The sequence below is a fragment of the Lacinutrix cladophorae genome, assembly GCF_053604645.1.
Window position 1 is genome coordinate 83463 of the sequence record NZ_JBSHNR010000108.1, and the last position, 16321, is coordinate 99783.

19 protein-coding genes and 1 tRNA gene are annotated in these 16321 nt (G+C 31.7%); 13 read left to right on the top strand and 7 right to left on the bottom strand.

What is annotated here, in order from left to right; all coding sequences use genetic code 11:
* Positions 1–110: 110 nt before the first annotated feature.
* From ACVC3Y_RS06785 to ACVC3Y_RS06795, 3 genes are all read right to left on the bottom strand, one after another.
* Positions 111–1307, bottom strand: a complete 1197-nt coding sequence (locus ACVC3Y_RS06785; RefSeq protein WP_452226461.1) for a DegT/DnrJ/EryC1/StrS family aminotransferase — start codon at positions 1305–1307, stop codon at positions 111–113.
* A 102-nt stretch (positions 1308–1409) separates the two neighbouring features.
* Complete coding sequence (locus tag ACVC3Y_RS06790; protein ID WP_303424164.1) at positions 1410–1871, bottom strand: thioredoxin family protein; 462 nt, start codon at positions 1869–1871, stop codon at positions 1410–1412.
* 68 nt (positions 1872–1939) lie between these two features.
* Positions 1940–2575: an NAD(P)H-dependent oxidoreductase gene (locus tag ACVC3Y_RS06795; protein ID WP_452226462.1), complete on the bottom strand. Its 636-nt coding sequence runs from the start codon at positions 2573–2575 to the stop codon at positions 1940–1942.
* Between the two features lie 178 nt (positions 2576–2753).
* Between ACVC3Y_RS06795 and ACVC3Y_RS06800 the strand changes: the two genes are divergently transcribed.
* The 11 genes from ACVC3Y_RS06800 to ACVC3Y_RS06850 all read left to right on the top strand — a co-directional run bounded on the left by ACVC3Y_RS06800 (position 2754) and on the right by ACVC3Y_RS06850 (position 10831).
* Positions 2754–2838 (top strand) — tRNA-Ser (locus ACVC3Y_RS06800).
* Positions 2839–3129: 291 nt separating this feature from the next.
* On the top strand, positions 3130–3297 hold the full coding sequence (locus ACVC3Y_RS06805) for a Lacal_2735 family protein (protein ID WP_452226463.1): 168 nt from the start codon (positions 3130–3132) through the stop codon (positions 3295–3297).
* Between the two features lie 10 nt (positions 3298–3307).
* Positions 3308–3709 (top strand): DUF2452 domain-containing protein, encoded by a 402-nt coding sequence (locus ACVC3Y_RS06810; RefSeq protein ID WP_303424161.1) that lies wholly within the window; start codon positions 3308–3310, stop codon positions 3707–3709.
* Positions 3710–4828: an FAD-binding domain-containing protein gene (locus ACVC3Y_RS06815; RefSeq protein WP_452226464.1), complete on the top strand. Its 1119-nt coding sequence runs from the start codon at positions 3710–3712 to the stop codon at positions 4826–4828.
* Complete coding sequence (locus tag ACVC3Y_RS06820) at positions 4825–6288, top strand: FAD-binding domain-containing protein (protein ID WP_452226465.1); 1464 nt, start codon at positions 4825–4827, stop codon at positions 6286–6288. The genes ACVC3Y_RS06815 and ACVC3Y_RS06820 overlap by 4 nt, the downstream gene beginning before the upstream one ends.
* On the top strand, positions 6285–6911 hold the full coding sequence (locus ACVC3Y_RS06825) for a flavin reductase family protein (RefSeq protein WP_452226466.1): 627 nt from the start codon (positions 6285–6287) through the stop codon (positions 6909–6911). Before ACVC3Y_RS06820 ends, ACVC3Y_RS06825 begins: the two co-directional genes overlap by 4 nt.
* A 2-nt stretch (positions 6912–6913) precedes the next feature.
* Positions 6914–7042: a DUF2256 domain-containing protein gene (locus tag ACVC3Y_RS06830; RefSeq protein ID WP_452226467.1), complete on the top strand. Its 129-nt coding sequence runs from the start codon at positions 6914–6916 to the stop codon at positions 7040–7042.
* Positions 7039–8520, top strand: a complete 1482-nt coding sequence (locus tag ACVC3Y_RS06835; RefSeq protein WP_452226468.1) for a cryptochrome/photolyase family protein — start codon at positions 7039–7041, stop codon at positions 8518–8520. Before ACVC3Y_RS06830 ends, ACVC3Y_RS06835 begins: the two co-directional genes overlap by 4 nt.
* A 9-nt stretch (positions 8521–8529) precedes the next feature.
* Entirely contained in the window at positions 8530–8961 is a 432-nt protein-coding gene (locus ACVC3Y_RS06840; RefSeq protein ID WP_303424155.1) for a hypothetical protein, read from the top strand.
* Positions 8951–9499 (top strand): CIA30 family protein, encoded by a 549-nt coding sequence (locus tag ACVC3Y_RS06845; RefSeq protein ID WP_303424154.1) that lies wholly within the window; start codon positions 8951–8953, stop codon positions 9497–9499. The genes ACVC3Y_RS06840 and ACVC3Y_RS06845 overlap by 11 nt, the downstream gene beginning before the upstream one ends.
* Positions 9500–10030: 531 nt before the next feature.
* Positions 10031–10831, top strand: coding sequence for a hypothetical protein (locus ACVC3Y_RS06850; protein WP_303424153.1), 801 nt, complete (start codon positions 10031–10033; stop codon positions 10829–10831).
* 87 nt (positions 10832–10918) lie between these two features.
* Here ACVC3Y_RS06850 and ACVC3Y_RS06855 read toward each other — a convergent pair whose 3' ends face one another.
* The 3 genes from ACVC3Y_RS06855 to ACVC3Y_RS06865 form a co-directional block, all read right to left on the bottom strand.
* A complete protein-coding gene (locus tag ACVC3Y_RS06855; protein WP_452226469.1) occupies positions 10919–11335 on the bottom strand; it encodes a 5' nucleotidase, NT5C type in 417 nt (138 codons plus the stop codon).
* A 294-nt stretch (positions 11336–11629) separates the two neighbouring features.
* Positions 11630–13054, bottom strand: coding sequence for a viperin family antiviral radical SAM protein (locus tag ACVC3Y_RS06860; RefSeq protein WP_452226470.1), 1425 nt, complete (start codon positions 13052–13054; stop codon positions 11630–11632).
* Between the two features lie 63 nt (positions 13055–13117).
* Entirely contained in the window at positions 13118–13258 is a 141-nt protein-coding gene (locus ACVC3Y_RS06865; RefSeq protein ID WP_452226471.1) for a hypothetical protein, read from the bottom strand.
* A 213-nt stretch (positions 13259–13471) separates the two neighbouring features.
* On the opposite strand from ACVC3Y_RS06865, the gene ACVC3Y_RS06870 reads away from it, so the two are divergent.
* Both ACVC3Y_RS06870 and ACVC3Y_RS06875 read left to right on the top strand, forming a co-directional pair.
* Complete coding sequence (locus tag ACVC3Y_RS06870; protein ID WP_452226472.1) at positions 13472–14512, top strand: hypothetical protein; 1041 nt, start codon at positions 13472–13474, stop codon at positions 14510–14512.
* Positions 14513–15292, top strand: coding sequence for a LytR/AlgR family response regulator transcription factor (locus ACVC3Y_RS06875; RefSeq protein WP_452226473.1), 780 nt, complete (start codon positions 14513–14515; stop codon positions 15290–15292).
* 59 nt (positions 15293–15351) lie between these two features.
* Here ACVC3Y_RS06875 and ACVC3Y_RS06880 read toward each other — a convergent pair whose 3' ends face one another.
* Complete coding sequence (locus ACVC3Y_RS06880; protein WP_452226474.1) at positions 15352–16272, bottom strand: phospholipase D family protein; 921 nt, start codon at positions 16270–16272, stop codon at positions 15352–15354.
* Positions 16273–16321 lie beyond the last annotated feature (49 nt).

Sequence of the window (16321 nt, forward strand, 5' to 3'; positions counted from 1 at the left end):
TTTATACTCTAAAAATCAAAAAGGTTAACATTATGAAAATAATTTTTTAAGCAAAAAAAATCCCTTTTAAGCATTTGCTAAAAAGAGATTTTTTACATTTTATTTTTTTTCTACAGAATTGCTGTTCTTATAACTTGTTGCATTTTCTTTGCTCGTTCTTTAACCTCAGCCTCTGTCCAAGATAGTTTTATTAAACAAGATATATTTCTAGCAATAAAAGCATCAGACACAGAATAATCTGCGTTTTCCAGATATTTTAATCCTTCTTTTACTTCGGCAGGAATAGGATACAATGTCTTTAAATCTTTAAGGTGTTGCCATTTTCTAATATAATGCCATTGGTTATCATAATAATGAAAACAGGCATCGATACCATTTTCTTTTAGTGCAGTCGAAGCTTTTCTAGACGTTTCTAAATCTGGCAAAAAGAAACTTAAAAACGAATAACTTTCCACTCCTCCTTCTGGAACGGTTCTAAAAGTAACTTCTGGTATTTGTGATAAAGCATCTTGAAGTATGCTATAGTTTTTTTTCTGTATCGCAACAAACTCATCCAATCTATTTATTTGTGCTAAACCAACTGCTGCATGTAATTCGGAAATTCTAAAGTTGTAGCCTAAAAAAGGATGTGTTTCTGCACCTCTATCGTTTCCTTTATGATCGTGACCATGATCACTAAAATGATCGGCATGTAATGCGTATTTAGGATTGTTGGTAAGTACAGCTCCACCTTCGCCAGCAGTAATAATTTTCACAAAATCTAAAGACAAGCAACCTAAATCACCAATACTACCAAGTGGTTTTCCTTTGTACGTTGCACCAGTTGCTTGCGAAGAATCTTCAATTAAGATTAAATCATTAGCATCACAAATTCCTTTTAAGGCATCTAAATCGGCCATACTTCCGCACATATGCACAGGCATAATTGCTTTTGTATTTGCTGTAATTGCTTTTTTTACTGCTTCAGGATTTAAAGTAAGTGTATCGTCAATATCTACTAAAACCGGAACAGCGCCAAGCATCATAATCGCTTCAAAACTTGCAACAAAAGTAAATGTTGGCATAATCACCTCATCTCCTGCTCCAATTCCTGCTGCAGCTAATGCAATAGAAACTGCAGCTGTACCACTTGATACTAATTGTGCGTGTTGTACTTGTAGTTTGTCTTGTAAGGCTTGTTCTAGTTCTTTTGCTTTCCAATGTCCATTTCGCATGGCATCGAATCCATAACGCATGAGCACGCCGTTTTCTAATACGTCGTTTACTTCTTTACGTTCTTTATCTCCAAAAAGTTCAAATCCTGGCATATACTTATATCGTTATTAAAAAGCAAATTTACGATTAATCTTAGGAATAAAAAAAGCGCTAAAACTATAAGTTTTAACGCTTTTTAATAGGTTTACATTTTATTAGTAATTCTCTAAAACAGAATCTACAAATGCATTGTGTCTATCGGTTTCACGCAAGAAAGTATATCCTGAAATTTCACCAATTACATTCCCCTTATCGTTTAAAGCTACAATATTTGGATAGCCTCCACTTTTATTATATTTATTAACTAATGCTGTGTTTTTTTTCTTTTGTTCTGGAGTAATAATATCCACTCTTCTTGGCATATCTACCATTAATAAAACCATATTATTTGCTTTTTCTTCAAACTCTGGAGTATTAAAAAAATCCTCCTTTAACATCTTACATGGAGGACACCAATCGCTTCCTGTAAAATATACTAAAATGGGTTTCTTTTCTTTAGATGAAATAGATTTTGCTTGGTTGAAATCTGTTAACCAATTAAGATTAGATATTGCTTCTTCTTGAGCAAACACAGTGCTTACAAAAGCAAAAGCTATTATTAAGATTAGATTTTTCATTTTAGGATTTGGTTTTGTGGGTTTTACAAATGTATCTATTTTTTTAATATAACAACAATCTTGCCAGTTTATTGTTTGTGTATAATTACGGATTCTGAAACTTTTTTTCTTACTTTTTTAAATCCTGCAAATATATCATCTTCTGCTCTGTAACCAATTGGCATTATTAATACCGATTTTAAACCTTTCGTTTTTAAGTCTAAAATTTCGTCGTATTTATTAGGATTAAAGCCTTCCATTGGACAAGCATCTACTCCTTGCGTAGCACAAACGGTTAGCATGTTTCCCATAGCAAGATACGCTTGCTTGGTTGCCCAATCTTCGATAGCTTCTTGTTGTTTATTAGAAAAATCTTCGATTAAGAAATCTCTAAAAGGTTGTAAAATCGCATCTGGAGTGTTTCTTAATTGTTTCACTCTATTAAAATAATTTAGAATAAATGCTTTATCAATATTGGTTTCAATACAAAATACGAATACATGCGAAGCTTGTGCTACTTGCTGTTGATTCATAGAATGTGCAACCAAACTAGCCTGTAATTTTTTATCTTGAATTACCACCAACTTTATAGGTTGCAAGCCATACGATGTTGCAGTTAGGTTAAAAGCATCACACAAAATTTGCAAAGATTCTGGGTTTATTAACTGCGATTCATTGAAGTTTTTGGTTGCATATCGCCAAGATAGATGGTCTATTATATTCATTTTAAGTATTTATTTTCGCAAAAGTACTATTTGTAACGCGTTAATTACCAAGTTGTCTCTAAATATTATTTCGTATTGCTAAAAAAAAAGAAATAAAACTTCATTTTTTTATTGGTAAGAAGCAAAAAGGATTATATATTTGCACTCGCATTTGGAGAATATCCAATGAGGCACTCAAGGAGAAATGGCAGAGTGGTCGAATGCGGCAGTCTTGAAAACTGTTGAGGGTCACACCTCCGGGGGTTCGAATCCCTCTTTCTCCGCAAAAAGCCCTGTAAACGCAATGTTTATAGGGCTTTGTTTTTTTAGGTGTCAGCCATTTGATATTTTTTCAATCTCTTCTCAAACTATCTACGACGTACTAAACGCTTTTAAAATCTTAAGATCTAATTAAACATCTCACTATTTAAATCCTTTTTTATAACATAAAATCAACAAAATGCTGGCCTTAACAAAGTGTTAGTGCTGTTTTTTTTGTCTAATTATTTTAAAAAATAGTTAGACATTTTGTATCTTTATAAAAAATTTAGTGATAAAATAGATACCAAATACAAATGTTCGGATTATTCAAAAAGAAATCAGAGAAAGAAAAACTAAAAGAACAATATGCTAAACTCCTAGAAGAGGCATATACACTTTCTTCAACCAATAGAAAAAAAAGTGATCAAAAAACATTTGAAGCTGAAGAAGTAATGAAGAAACTAGCAAAATTAAACCTATAAACGCACTTTGATGATAAAAAAAAAGAAACCGGACAATGTTGTTTTTAATGAAGATACACAAAGATATGATGCAGCTATTAAACCTTATGCAACTTCTGTAGGCGCACCTAAAATTACTACCACAGATACCATTGCTTGGAAAAACAGAAGCATCCATAAAATTAACCACAAAGTAGAAACCAAATATTTAGAGCTTAAATCTGCCTATGAAAAGTTAATGCAAGAATTTGAATACAACAAACTTATTTTTGAAGCTACATTTTCTTTTGAACCTATTATTGGGCAAGTATATCACCTATACAAAAGAGACAACAACGAAACTTTTCTTTCTATTATAGCACCTGAAGAATGTAATTTTAATGCACTAGGAAGCTTTTATTTAAATGCAGAACAAATTTGGGAAAAAGTATAAATGGCCTCAGTAAAACAACAAAACATATTATTTCCTATTTCTTACACAGAAATACTTGAACGTATTCGTACTATAGACCCCATTAAATATACCACAACAAGAAATTATACAAATGGAGCTGTTAGTTACTTATCTCCTTATATTTCAAGAGGTGTTATTTCTACAAAATTGATACTTTCAGAAATATTACAAAGAGGTTATCCACCCATACAAATAGAAAAATTCATTCAAGAACTAGCATGGAGAGATTATTGGCAACAGGTTTGGATTGCAAAAGGAGATAGTATTAATGAAAACATGAAACAAAAACAAACACCCGTTTTAAATAAAGGAATTCCAACGGCTATTTTAAATGCGAATACTGGTATTGAAGCCATAGATAAAGCGATTACAAATTTTTATGCTACAGGATATATACATAACCACGTACGCATGTATATTGCTGCTTTAACTTGTAACATAGCGCAAAGTTACTGGAAACTACCAGCACAATGGATGTATTACCATCTATTAGATGCAGATTGGGCTAGTAATGCACTAAGTTGGCAATGGGTTGCTGGAACTAATGCAAATAAAAAGTATGTTGCAAATCAAGACAACATTAATAAATTCTGTTTTACAGACCAAAAAAACACGTATTTAGATGTCAGTTATACGCATCTTCCTTTGTCTACTATCCCCTCGAAACTGCAAGACATTTCAAGCTTAAGCTTAAAAACGATACTACCAAAACAGAAAGGTATTACCATAAATAAAAACCTTCCTACTTGTATTTATAATTTTTATAATCTAGATCCTAATTGGAAAAAAGAAATTACTGCAAATAGAGTTTTATTATTAGAGCCTTCGCATTTTGAAAAATACCCAATAGCACAGAAAACTTTAGATTTCATTCTTGCAATTTCTAAAGAAAACATTACAGATATACAAATCTACATAGGAGAATTTGATGCCTTTACTACCAAACACCCTTCTACAAATATCTATTTTAAAGAACACCCGCTACAAACACATTACAAAGGCACAGAAGCACCTAGAGATTGGATGTTTACAGTAGGTGGCTACTACCCTTCTTTTTTTAGTTTCTGGAAAAAATGTAAAAAACAGCTAGATTATTGAAAAAACAGGTTATAAATATAGTTTGGTTAAAGCGAGATATACGCTCTCAAGATCACGAGCCTTTATTTAAGGCTGAAGCAGATGGTACGCCTTATTTTATTGTTTATTTATTTGAACCTTCTTTAATTAGGCATCCAGACACAAGCTTAAGACATTTACAATTTGTATATCATTCTATATTAGAATTAAATAAAACGCTTGCTCCTTTTAATAGAAAGGTTGAAGTATTTTATCAGGAAGCTATTGAAGTATTTAGTTATCTGCATCAAAAATTTGAAATTAAAAACCTATTTAGTTATCAAGAAAGCGGAATACAAATTACATGGCAAAGAGATAAATTATTAAAAACATTTTGTAAAACAAAACATATTATTTGGAAAGAATTTCAAAGAGATGGCATTATACGTGGCATTAAAAATAGAGATACTTGGAATACGCTATGGGGTAAAACAATGCATACAGCTATTTGTGTAAACAACTATTCGGTTAATCAAATGGATGCATATACACATCCTTTTATACTTCCTCAAAAACTAGAAAAAAAACTACAAGAATACCCTAAACAGTATCAGCCTGCTGGAGAACGTAATGCATGGCGTTACCTCAAGAGCTTTACAGAACAAAGGGGCTTTAACTACCAAAAACACATTTCAAAACCTACACAAAGTAGAAAGTCTTGTAGTAGGCTATCGCCTTACTTGGCCTGGGGCAACATAAGTATTAAACAAGTTTTTCAATTTGTGGGTACACATCCTAACGGTACTAAAAACAGCAATGCATTTTCTGCTATGTTAACTAGGTTACATTGGCATTGTCATTTTATACAAAAGTTTGAAACCGCTTGTAGCTATGAAACGGCTTGTATTAATAGTGGTTACGAATTACTAGTACACACTAGAAACAATGCTTTTTTAAAAGCCTGGAAAACAGGAACTACAGGTTACCCTTTAATTGATGCCTGCATGCGAGCAGTAAAAGAAACAGGATGGATTAACTTTAGAATGCGTGCAATGGTCGTTTCGTTTTTAACATTAAATCTAGATCAAGACTGGAGAGATGGCACCTACTATTTAGCCAAACAATTTTTAGATTATGAACCTGGTATTCATTATCCGCAATTTCAAATGCAAGCTGGTACAACAGGAATAAATACGGTTCGTTTGTATAACCCTATAAAAAATTCTAAAACACATGATCCTGAGGGTGTATTCATAAAAAAATGGATTCCTGAACTCGCTAACGTGCCTATTCCACATATTCATGAACCCTGGAAAATGACCGTAATGGAACAAACCTTTTACAATTTTACACTAGGCAAAGATTATCCTTTTCCTATTATAGATTTACAAGAAAGCGCCAAACAAGCACGAGATAAAATTTGGGGACATAAAAAACACCCTTTAGTAGAACGAGAAAAGAAACGATTACTAAACACACTGGTAAACAAAAAAATAATATGATTTACACAAAAAAAGACATTGAAGCGCTAGACCGCGTTAGCAAACTAAAAATTATAAATTCTATAACGGGTATCAAACCTGCTAATCTTTTAGGTACTGTAAATGCAGAAGGAAAAACAAATCTAGCTATATTTAGTTCTATAGTACATCTAGGAAGTAATCCTGCGCTAATTGGTTTTATTTGTAGACCTATTACAAAAGATTTTAGTCATACCTATAAAAACATTCAAGAAACTGGATATTATACTATTAATCATATACATCCTTCCTTTATAAAAAACGCACATTACACCTCTGCTAAATTAGATGCTAGTATCTCTGAATTTGAACGTTGCAACCTTACTGCAGAATTTATAACAGATTTTAAAGCCCCCTTTGTAAAAGAAAGTGTTTTTAAAATGGGAATGCGATTTAAAGAAGCTATAGACATTACACTTAATGGTACTACTTTAGTTATTGGAGAGGTAGAGCACATTCACTTTCCTGATGGTGCACTAATAGATGATACTATAGACTTAGAGGCTAGTAATAGCGTAGGTATTTCTGGTCTAAACACTTATTATACTTTACATAAAACGGAAACGTTTCCGTATGTGAGAGTTTCTGAAATCCCAGAATTTTAAAGATGAAAAAACAACACCTTCCTGAAAAAATCTGCATCGTTTGCAATCGTTCTTTTACCTGGCGTAAAAAATGGGCAAAGGATTGGGAAGCTGTAAAATATTGCAGTGTACGCTGCAGAAAGAACAAATGAAAAACATAAACCTTGTATTTCCGCATCAGTTATTTGAAGCCTCTCCGCTATTTAAAAACGATGCTCCTTTTTATATTGTGGAAGCGTATTTATTTTTTAAACAATATGCTTTTCACAAACAAAAAATTGCCTTCCATAGAGCGACTATGCAGCGGTATGCCGATTTTCTTCGGGAGGAGAAAAATGCAGAAGTATATTATGTAGAGGCTATAGCGCCTATTTCTGATATACGCTTCCTGCTTCCTGAATTAAAACGCCAAGGGGTTTCGCATATTTACTATATAGATCCTACCGATAATTGGTTGCAAAAAAGATTAGATTTGGGTTTCCGCGAAAGCGCTATTTCTAGCACCCAATATGCGTCTCCATTGTTTTTAAATACTACAGAAGATTTAAGTGCATTTTTTAAGGCTGATAAAAAGAAATACCACCAAACTTCTTTTTATACAGCACAGCGAAAAAAACGCAATATTCTTATTGATCCTGACGGAAAACCTACAGGTGGAAAATGGACTTTTGACAGCGAAAACAGAAAAAAATATCCTGCTAAAAAAATAGCTCCTGTTATTTTTTACCCCGATACAGACAAGTATTATGAGGAGGCTAAAACCTATGTAGAAAAGTATTTTCATTCGCATTTAGGCACACTAAGTGCTTTGCCCTTGTACCCTACTAGTTTTGAAGCTTCTCGCGTATGGTTGCAGCAGTTTTTTGAACAGCGTTTTATGGAGTTTGGTACGTATGAAGATGCTATTGTTGCAGAAAACACAATTCTAAATCATAGCGTGCTCACACCTATGCTTAATGTAGGATTAATTACTCCGAAAGAAATCATTGATGCTGCTTTAATATATGCTAAGGAAAACAATATACCTATTAATTCTACAGAAGGTTTTGTACGGCAAATAATAGGCTGGAGAGAATTTATAAGAGGGGTTTATGAGTCTAGAGGAAGCGAAGAGCGTACTACTAACTTTTGGAAGTTCAAAAAGAAAATTCCTGACTCTTTTTACAAAGGCACTACAGGTATTACTCCCATAGACCAAACCATAAAAAAAATATTAAAAACTGGGTATTGCCACCACATAGAACGCCTTATGGTACTTGGTAATTTTATGTTGCTTTGTGAGTTTGACCCAGACGAGGTTTACAAATGGTTTATGGAGTTTTTTATTGATGCTTACGATTGGGTAATGGTAACTAATGTGTATGGCATGAGTCAGTTTGCAGATGGAGGTTTAATGGCTAGTAAGCCTTATATAAGCGGCAGTAATTACCTTATGAAAATGAGCAACTACAAAAAAGGCCCTTGGCAAGCAACTTGGGATGGTCTTTTCTGGAGGTTTATGCATGTGCATCGGGATTTCTTTTTATCTAATCCGAGACTAGGTATGCTGGTTAGAATGTTTGACAAAATGCCTGCTGAAAAACAACAAATGCACTTAAAAAATGCAAATAACTATTTACAATCTTTATAAGTTATTATTATGGCTACACTTTTTTTTAATACCAGTTATAAGAATGAAAAATACACCAAAACTTGTACTGAAACTCTAGGTCCTTCGTTTAGCTTTCTAGAAAAAATAAAAATGGGAGGTGTTGGCTCTAGTAGGTTTATCCTTTCTGAAATTAGCACAACACTTTGTTCGTTAGAAACAACTGCTTCTATTAAATATTCTAATATAGAATTAAGACCTAAAGGTATTATAGTACACTTTACTAATAATTTAGATCGGTATTCTTGGGTTATCCCCTACTATAGATTAGTACTATACAGTACACAAACTTTTAGTATTCACGCCAATGGGCATTTTATACGGTTTCGGAAAAACAAAAACTATAAAAACAATATTCGGTTTATTGCTAAAATGACTGCCTTAAAAAACACCTTTCTAGACTTGCGTTATTATGATTATTAACCTAAATACCACTGTACAACTACTAATTTTACTTATTGTAACCATGGAACAACCTATACTTCTTTTTGACTTTAAAACGAATAGCAACACCAAAGAATGGCAGGTTGTGGACGATGTAGTAATGGGAGGCAAATCTTCTGGGCATTTTTATGTTGCCCCTACAGGTCATGGTGTGTTTGAAGGACATGTTTCTTTAGAAAACAATGGTGGATTTTCTATGTTGCGGTATCGTTTTGACAAAATAAACACCCATACTGTTTCTAAACTTATTTTAAGGGTACAAGGGGATGGAAAAAGGTATCAATTTAGAATAAAAAGAAAGTCTTCTGACTACTACTCTTATGTCACTTATTTTGACACCACAAAGGAGTGGCAAGATATTAGTATAAGGTTATTAGACCTCTACCCTACGTTTAGGGGGCGCAAGCTGGATATGCCAAATTATGACGGATCTGCTATTGAAGAAATTGCTTTTTTAATTGCTAACCAAAAGGCAGAAACCTTTGTACTGAAAATAGATGCTCTTTTTTTACATTAAAAACGGTTTGTAATCATTGTAGTTGCGCTTTAACTTGTGCTGTATCTATTTTTATCTACACCCGACGCATATCCGACGTATATCCGAAGGAGCACCGAGGGAGCACCCGAGGAGATACTAGTACGCAGTTCTTGTATTTTTGTTTGTTGTGCTTTTTTGTTGTTATATTTTTTACTTCTAGTTTTCATTTTTATGAGATTCTTAATTGCCTTTCGGGTATTTGTAAGAATTTTAAAATTTATCTGCTATAATTCGTTAGTTATTAAACGATTGAGAAAATTTTCTATATTTTGTTGCGAATGCCTGATTTGGATACGCTTTTGAATACGAAAATATTTTATATGTTTGATTTACAGTTAATTGTATTAGGTGTTTATTTACTATCTATATAATACCGGTTTTATAGAGAACTACAAAAAACCCTTTTTATTTATACACCCATATTTGGCCATACTTGGGTATTTTGTTTAACTAGATGCGTTATGTAGCTTTCGTATGCCATAAGCTACATGCATCATAAATTTTAATAATATGGCAAAGAACAATTCATTTATTCGTTTGGAAGGAACCTTAGATGGTTTAACCTTTTTTAGAAAGAACGGCGACAATTTTGTGAAAACCAAAAGTAACGTTAGTAAAAAACGCATATTAAACGACCCTGCGTACAAGCGTACGCGAGAAAATATGCAAGAATTTGGAGGTGCAGCGCGATGCGGTAAAGCCTTTAGAGAAAGCTTTTCTGGAATTGCCAGATTGGTTGGTGATAATTATTTAAGCGCACGAATTACGGGTATTATGCGTAACGTAGTATCGAATGGTATTGGTACTCGTGGTTCTCGCAGCATTAATGTGGTAGATAATAGCGCTACTTTTTTTGGTTTTAACTTTGATAAGACCAAGCCTTTTGACAGTCAGTTTAACGCTCCTAATGTAGGGCCAACTATTAACGCCAGTCGGGATACCGTAACTTGGTCTATTCCTGATTTTAATACAGAAACGTATATTAATATACCAGAAGGTGCCACCCATTGTAAACTAGCATTAGCCGCTGGTTATACCAGTAATTATGAATGGGAACCTGCTCTAAAATCTTATGAGCCTGTAGAAGAAAATGCTAATGGACATGGCGATGTAAGCTATAGCGATGCTATTGCTTTAAGTGGTATGGTTGGTGCAGCAACCGATTTAACAGTAGACTTAACGGCTTATGCGCCTATACCCGCAACTACATCTTTATTTGCAGGAACTGCTATTGTGTTTTACCAAATGGTAAATGGCGAATTGTATGCACTTGCACAAGGGCATTGTATGCAAATTGCTGCTGCTGGTTAATTTTTAACGAAGTAGTAGAAACATCCCATATGGCTTTGCTGTATGGGATGTTTTGTTTAGTGCCTTTTTTATTACCTCTGTTTAAGTTTAATAACTACATTTTAGATAAACTAAAACATCTAACCAATTTTTATAAATATTTGCACCAAAATGGATATGTTCACCTTCAAAATCAGCTACACCATGATTTACTGTGTCATCGATTATGTAATCTCCTTTTATCAGGTTTTTATGATGGGTAAAAACAAGTCGTTTTTTTGCTTCAATACCTATATTCTTTTCTACCCATAAACGTTTTTCCTTCCAACAATTTGGGTTACTCCAAACTGGTGTTGTTACAATATAACAATCGTACATTTTACTTAATTGCTTAAAAGCATGAATTGCACCTTTCATTGGTTTATTATTCAAGAAAAAACCTTTTTTGTCTTTATTTTCAATAAATGAACCTTCTCCTAGTTCAACTAAAACGCCATCCATATCTATTAATACAATCTTTTTCATACTATTAAATTTTACTTATTATTAAATAATTTTGCTCTCTTTTTGATGCACAATACTCTTGAAAATCACAATAAAAGCATGTAATTAAAGTTTTTTTATCTATTTTAATGAATAACTCTTTGTTTCTTTTATTATTCATTTGTTTTAATACTTTTCTACTAACAATAAGCAGTGTATTACAATTATTTGGTTCTACATTTTTTAATATTTTAACCAAAAGTTTATCGTTTATACATCTGTCCCATTGCCTTAGAATAAAATGGTCTGATTTACAAAACCCTACTATATTATTACTCATAGTTCACCTTCCTCCTTTCCTATATATTGATTGTTATTCTCCCAATTATATATACCTCCGCGATTTAAAAACTTACCCAAATCATAATCCATAGTTTTAATAGCTTCTTCTACTCCTACTTCTAAAATGGGTTTACTATAGTTATGTGTACCTTTTGCATTATCAAAAAAACGTCCTGCAGGATCTACCATTACATAACTTCCTTTAATTTCATCATTAGATTCTGGCACAATTGTTTTAACTTTTTTATGCGTATTTAAAAAGTGTCTATACTCGGTCTTTGTAATTTTAAAAGCATCTATTTTAGTATCGTTTTGTCCTGCTATTGGTAATACTTGTAATACTTTCCATCGTTTTGGATTGGCGTGTTTTATAAATTCTGTTAAATTTTCTTTATAGTTTACTTTGTTCACTACTGTGTTAATTTTTAAACCATATCCATGTTTCTTTATTCTATTTACTAGATCATAATAATCTGTTTTGTTTAATGGTTTTTTCCCTGGTACTGCTCTACCTATTTTAATATTATTTTCGTCCTTTAAACTATCTACACTTACTGCAATCCAATCTAAGTATGTGTTGTTTGCTTTTAAAAATGCATCTGTTAATTTACTACCATTGGTTACTATCATAGTAGTCATACCTAATTGTTTTGCCTTTTTAATTAAACTTGGTAACCATTTGCATAATAAAGGTTCACCACCTGCAAAGGTTATTTTTTCGAAGCCTGCTGCTGCAATTTGCTCCACTACTTTTATAGCGTCTTGTTCTGGCAGGTGTCCTTTTGGTAAAATGGTTTGCTTAACATCTTGAAAAGTTGCGAAGCAAAATTTACAACGCATATTACATGGCTCCCAAAGATGGAAATTGATGCTTGGAATTGCTATTACAGAATTACACTCTTGATAATGGCTAATTATTTTTTGTGCCACTTCATTAGGAGTTATATTATCTGTATTGATTACCAAATCATAATTATTATCGTTTGTAAAATCCACATTATAACGCTCTATAAAGCGCGTTCTCATAGCTTCGTTTCTTAACTTAATTGCTTCTGGACTTGTTACCTCATCTACTCTATTACCTAAACTTATTCTTTCAGATGCCTTTTTATCTGATACTTTTAACAGTACATGAAAAGCATTTTTAATGAAATGAAACCCAAGTCTATAATCAATAACTATATTATCTTTACTGCTACATTCTGTTTTAAATTTCTCATCAATTAAATTGTCCAATTCTGGATGCTTATTGCAATGTTTTTGAAATTGGTTAATGGTCATCCCATACGTTTTCATAGCAAATGTCCTAGAATAATTACCTACTGAAATGAATTCAAAATTTAATTGTTCTTGAATACGTTTACCTACTGTTGATTTACCTGTACCCGCAAATCCGCTTAATGTTATTTTATTTTTCATTGGTTTTAGTTTCATGGTTAGTTTAATCCTCGCCTTTACAAAAAGGCGAGGTATTATTAATAATTACTTTTTAGTGTTCTGGTTTGGGTTTAACTGTTTCCCTCTATTCCCATGCACTTTACTATTTGCAGGGTTAGTTCCTGATGTTCCTTTGTTAGCATTTCCTTGATTTGCTTGGTGGTTGTTTTGTTTTGAATTACTCATAATATTCTATTTAATTAAAGTTTTAAAAGCTCAGCACCATGCTAAACCCTTTGTTAATACTGTAAATATCAAGATGATTACAATTAAATTTCCTAGTTTGTGACAGAGGGCTTATATTTGGGATATAGACCTATTTTTTTGGGATATCTTTAAAAAGGTTTATTACAAAAACCTGATTATTAACCAACAGCAATAAAACATTCACCACTTTTTATGGAATATTATTCAAAGTATTTAGAAGTTAGTGAGGAGAACGATATATTGAAAGGATTAGCAATCCTACTACTTGGTTTGCTTGTCTTAATCATTATTAGAAACTGGTATAATCTTTATAAAAAACGCTCTTTTAGAAAAAAGAACAAACAGTTACAAGAACAGTTAGAAGCTAGTCAGTTAGGTATTTCTAATTTTGATAAGGAGTTACAAAAAATAGCATCTCTAGAAAATAAACTAACAAATAAACACACAGAGATTTTTGCATTACAACAAGAAATAGAAGATTATAAACAAAAGTTCTATGCTACTTTAAGTGAAAAAGACAAAGAGATTGCTATACAAAAGGAAGCAATTAGCCACCAACAAAAGGCTTACGAACGCTATGTAAATTATAAAAACGTTGAAGCAAATAATACCAGACTTGGCGCACATTTTATTAAAAATGTAATTAACCAAATCTATGATGATTTGGAAGAAGCCGAAGAGAGCCAAAAGTCGTTTTTGGGTATACCTTATAAAAATAAAAATGCTAAAAGTAAACTTCCTTCTTTAAAAGCATTAAAAAGTATTTTTAAACTTTTAGATTATAATGTTTCTGCGCTAAATAAAGAAAAGACTAGTATTGATGATGAACTACTACACATAGAAATGTTTTTAGATTTAATTAAGTACCTAAAACCCAATACTAAAATTGATTTAAAAAACATGCTTACCAAAGCACAACGAAACCAAATAGAAATAAAGCCTACACTATTTTTTCCGTTTGTAGAAAATGCTTTAAAACACGGTAGTCTTAACGAAGAAGCTTCTTTTATTAGCATTGTACTAAAAGAAAATTCGGAAAAACAATTAAGCTATTGTTTAGTAAATAGTGCAGAACAACGCATAGAACAAGAAGATAAAATGGTACAAACTTCTAGTTTTGGATTAAATGCTTTACAACAGCTATTGGATGCTTACTACCCAAATAGCAAACTAGAACACAAAACACTACCTAACCAACAATATTTGTCGGAACTAACTTTAAGCCTTAATTAAATGATACGCTATATACTTGTTGATGATGAACCTAAAACTTTAAAACGTGTTAAGACAAAAATTGACAGGATTGCCAAAGACTATGAGCTAAAACATATAGCGAGTTATGATAGTTCTAAAAAAGCCTTTCAAGAGATAAACGAAGACGCTTATGATTTACTGATTGTAGATTTTGAAATGCCTGTATACAATGGCATGGAGTTGGCACAAAAGATTGCTACTAATAAAAAAATTGTTTTTCTAACCGCAACAACCGACAATGAAAAGCGTGTGATTAACAGATTAGATATATCTGGTTATTTAAGTAAACCATTTGATATTGAAGAATTTGAAGACATTCTTAAGCATAAAGTTATTGGAAAAATAGAAACTAAAAAAACATATACAAAAGGTAATGTATTTATGTTACCAGTTTCGAAAACTAAAAATATTGGCATCTATCCAGCAGATATATATATAATTAGTTCTGCTTTAATAAGTACAGGAAAACAAATTTTAAATAAAACGGAAATAAAAGCTAAAAAGCCAGAGGATAATAATGTGCATTTATATGGAAAAGACAGTGAGATTTTATTTCCTGATATACGAATAACAATTAGTAAATTAGAAACATTACTAAAAGACTTAGGTTTTGCTAAAATAAACCAAAGCACTTTAGTTAACATTAACTATATAAAAAACATAGATAATCGTAATTTAGAATTATATGATTGTAAAGAACCTTTGGAGATTAGCGTAAAAGAGAAAACACTTTTTCTAAATATAATTAATGGCATCTAGATTACTACTAACCATATTACTTTCGCTTTTATCGCTTTATAATTCTTATTAACTTAATATTACCTTTTAGCTCTCTCTAGTATAGGATTTGCCATAGATGTATCTCCATTAGATTTAACGCCTGTTTTATGACAATATTTTTCTGGAAAATCATAATTTTCAAAATAAGCCCATGATTTATAGGCATTATAACTATAAGGTTTTTGCGGATTGAAAGGGATTTCTTCACCAGTTCTTATACAATAGCCCATTTCCTGTTTTACACTTTTTTTAGTATTGAAAACCATTTTTTTAACACCACCTTTATCTTTATTTTTATCTATAACTTTTTCTCTTTCTGGTTTTTCACTAAACTTCTTTTCTATAGACATCTCAATTTCTAAATCAAATTCTCCTAATGATTTAGACTCGTATCTGTTGCCATTAAATACAGCATCAGAAACATCAAATAATACTTTAGATTGTTGAAATACTTTTTTTAACCCTAATAGTTTTTTAGAATACTGTGGCTTTTTTATAAAAACCACTTCACTTTGATTAAATAATAATTCATCTGTAAATAATTCAGTTTCTTCAAAAAGTTTATCCATTGGATTTAATAAAGATTTTGAAAAATACACACCATATTCTATATTATTCACCATAGAATACCCATAAAGATTTAGAGATGTAATTAAACCTTCACTTTCATTACAATAGTGCTTTGCATGTAAATCTTTATTATATAAAATAGTAATGTTTTTAAAATCTTTAAAGAACTTAAAGTCTTCTTCATTGAAGCTTTTATGTTTATACTCTTCATTTTTACCAAATATTATATAAACACTTATTTCGTGTGTGCTTTTTACCTTTTCTAAAACCTTTTTCATGTGATCATCTAGCTTAATAAAAGGTGATACTAACACTATATTTTTTTTAGCATTCCATATAATATCGGTTAATTTTTTTTCTAATTCATCTCCAGTTAAAAATTTACTCATTGTAGGTTTTACTTTTATATTTTTTTAATTCATTCTATTTAAACGGGTA

Bases quoted from the DNA above. Each gene is read 5' to 3' on its own strand.
- ACVC3Y_RS06825 (WP_452226466.1), top strand. From the start codon at position 6,285: ATGATTTACACAAAAAAAGACATTGAAGCGCTAGACCGCGTTAGCAAA.
- ACVC3Y_RS06805 (WP_452226463.1), top strand. From the start codon at position 3,130: ATGTTCGGATTATTCAAAAAGAAATCAGAGAAAGAAAAACTAAAAGAA.
- ACVC3Y_RS06815 (WP_452226464.1), top strand. From the start codon at position 3,710: ATGGCCTCAGTAAAACAACAAAACATATTATTTCCTATTTCTTACACA.
- ACVC3Y_RS06865 (WP_452226471.1), bottom strand. From the start codon at position 13,258: ATGAGTAATTCAAAACAAAACAACCACCAAGCAAATCAAGGAAATGCT.
- ACVC3Y_RS06875 (WP_452226473.1), top strand. From the start codon at position 14,513: ATGATACGCTATATACTTGTTGATGATGAACCTAAAACTTTAAAACGT.
- ACVC3Y_RS06880 (WP_452226474.1), bottom strand. From the start codon at position 16,272: ATGAGTAAATTTTTAACTGGAGATGAATTAGAAAAAAAATTAACCGAT.
- ACVC3Y_RS06870 (WP_452226472.1), top strand. From the start codon at position 13,472: ATGGAATATTATTCAAAGTATTTAGAAGTTAGTGAGGAGAACGATATA.
- ACVC3Y_RS06860 (WP_452226470.1), bottom strand. From the start codon at position 13,054: ATGAAAAATAAAATAACATTAAGCGGATTTGCGGGTACAGGTAAATCA.
- ACVC3Y_RS06855 (WP_452226469.1), bottom strand. From the start codon at position 11,335: ATGAAAAAGATTGTATTAATAGATATGGATGGCGTTTTAGTTGAACTA.
- ACVC3Y_RS06835 (WP_452226468.1), top strand. From the start codon at position 7,039: ATGAAAAACATAAACCTTGTATTTCCGCATCAGTTATTTGAAGCCTCT.
- ACVC3Y_RS06845 (WP_303424154.1), top strand. From the start codon at position 8,951: ATGATTATTAACCTAAATACCACTGTACAACTACTAATTTTACTTATT.
- ACVC3Y_RS06785 (WP_452226461.1), bottom strand. From the start codon at position 1,307: ATGCCAGGATTTGAACTTTTTGGAGATAAAGAACGTAAAGAAGTAAAC.
- ACVC3Y_RS06810 (WP_303424161.1), top strand. From the start codon at position 3,308: ATGATAAAAAAAAAGAAACCGGACAATGTTGTTTTTAATGAAGATACA.
- ACVC3Y_RS06850 (WP_303424153.1), top strand. From the start codon at position 10,031: ATGGCAAAGAACAATTCATTTATTCGTTTGGAAGGAACCTTAGATGGT.
- ACVC3Y_RS06795 (WP_452226462.1), bottom strand. From the start codon at position 2,575: ATGAATATAATAGACCATCTATCTTGGCGATATGCAACCAAAAACTTC.
- ACVC3Y_RS06830 (WP_452226467.1), top strand. From the start codon at position 6,914: ATGAAAAAACAACACCTTCCTGAAAAAATCTGCATCGTTTGCAATCGT.
- ACVC3Y_RS06790 (WP_303424164.1), bottom strand. From the start codon at position 1,871: ATGAAAAATCTAATCTTAATAATAGCTTTTGCTTTTGTAAGCACTGTG.
- ACVC3Y_RS06840 (WP_303424155.1), top strand. From the start codon at position 8,530: ATGGCTACACTTTTTTTTAATACCAGTTATAAGAATGAAAAATACACC.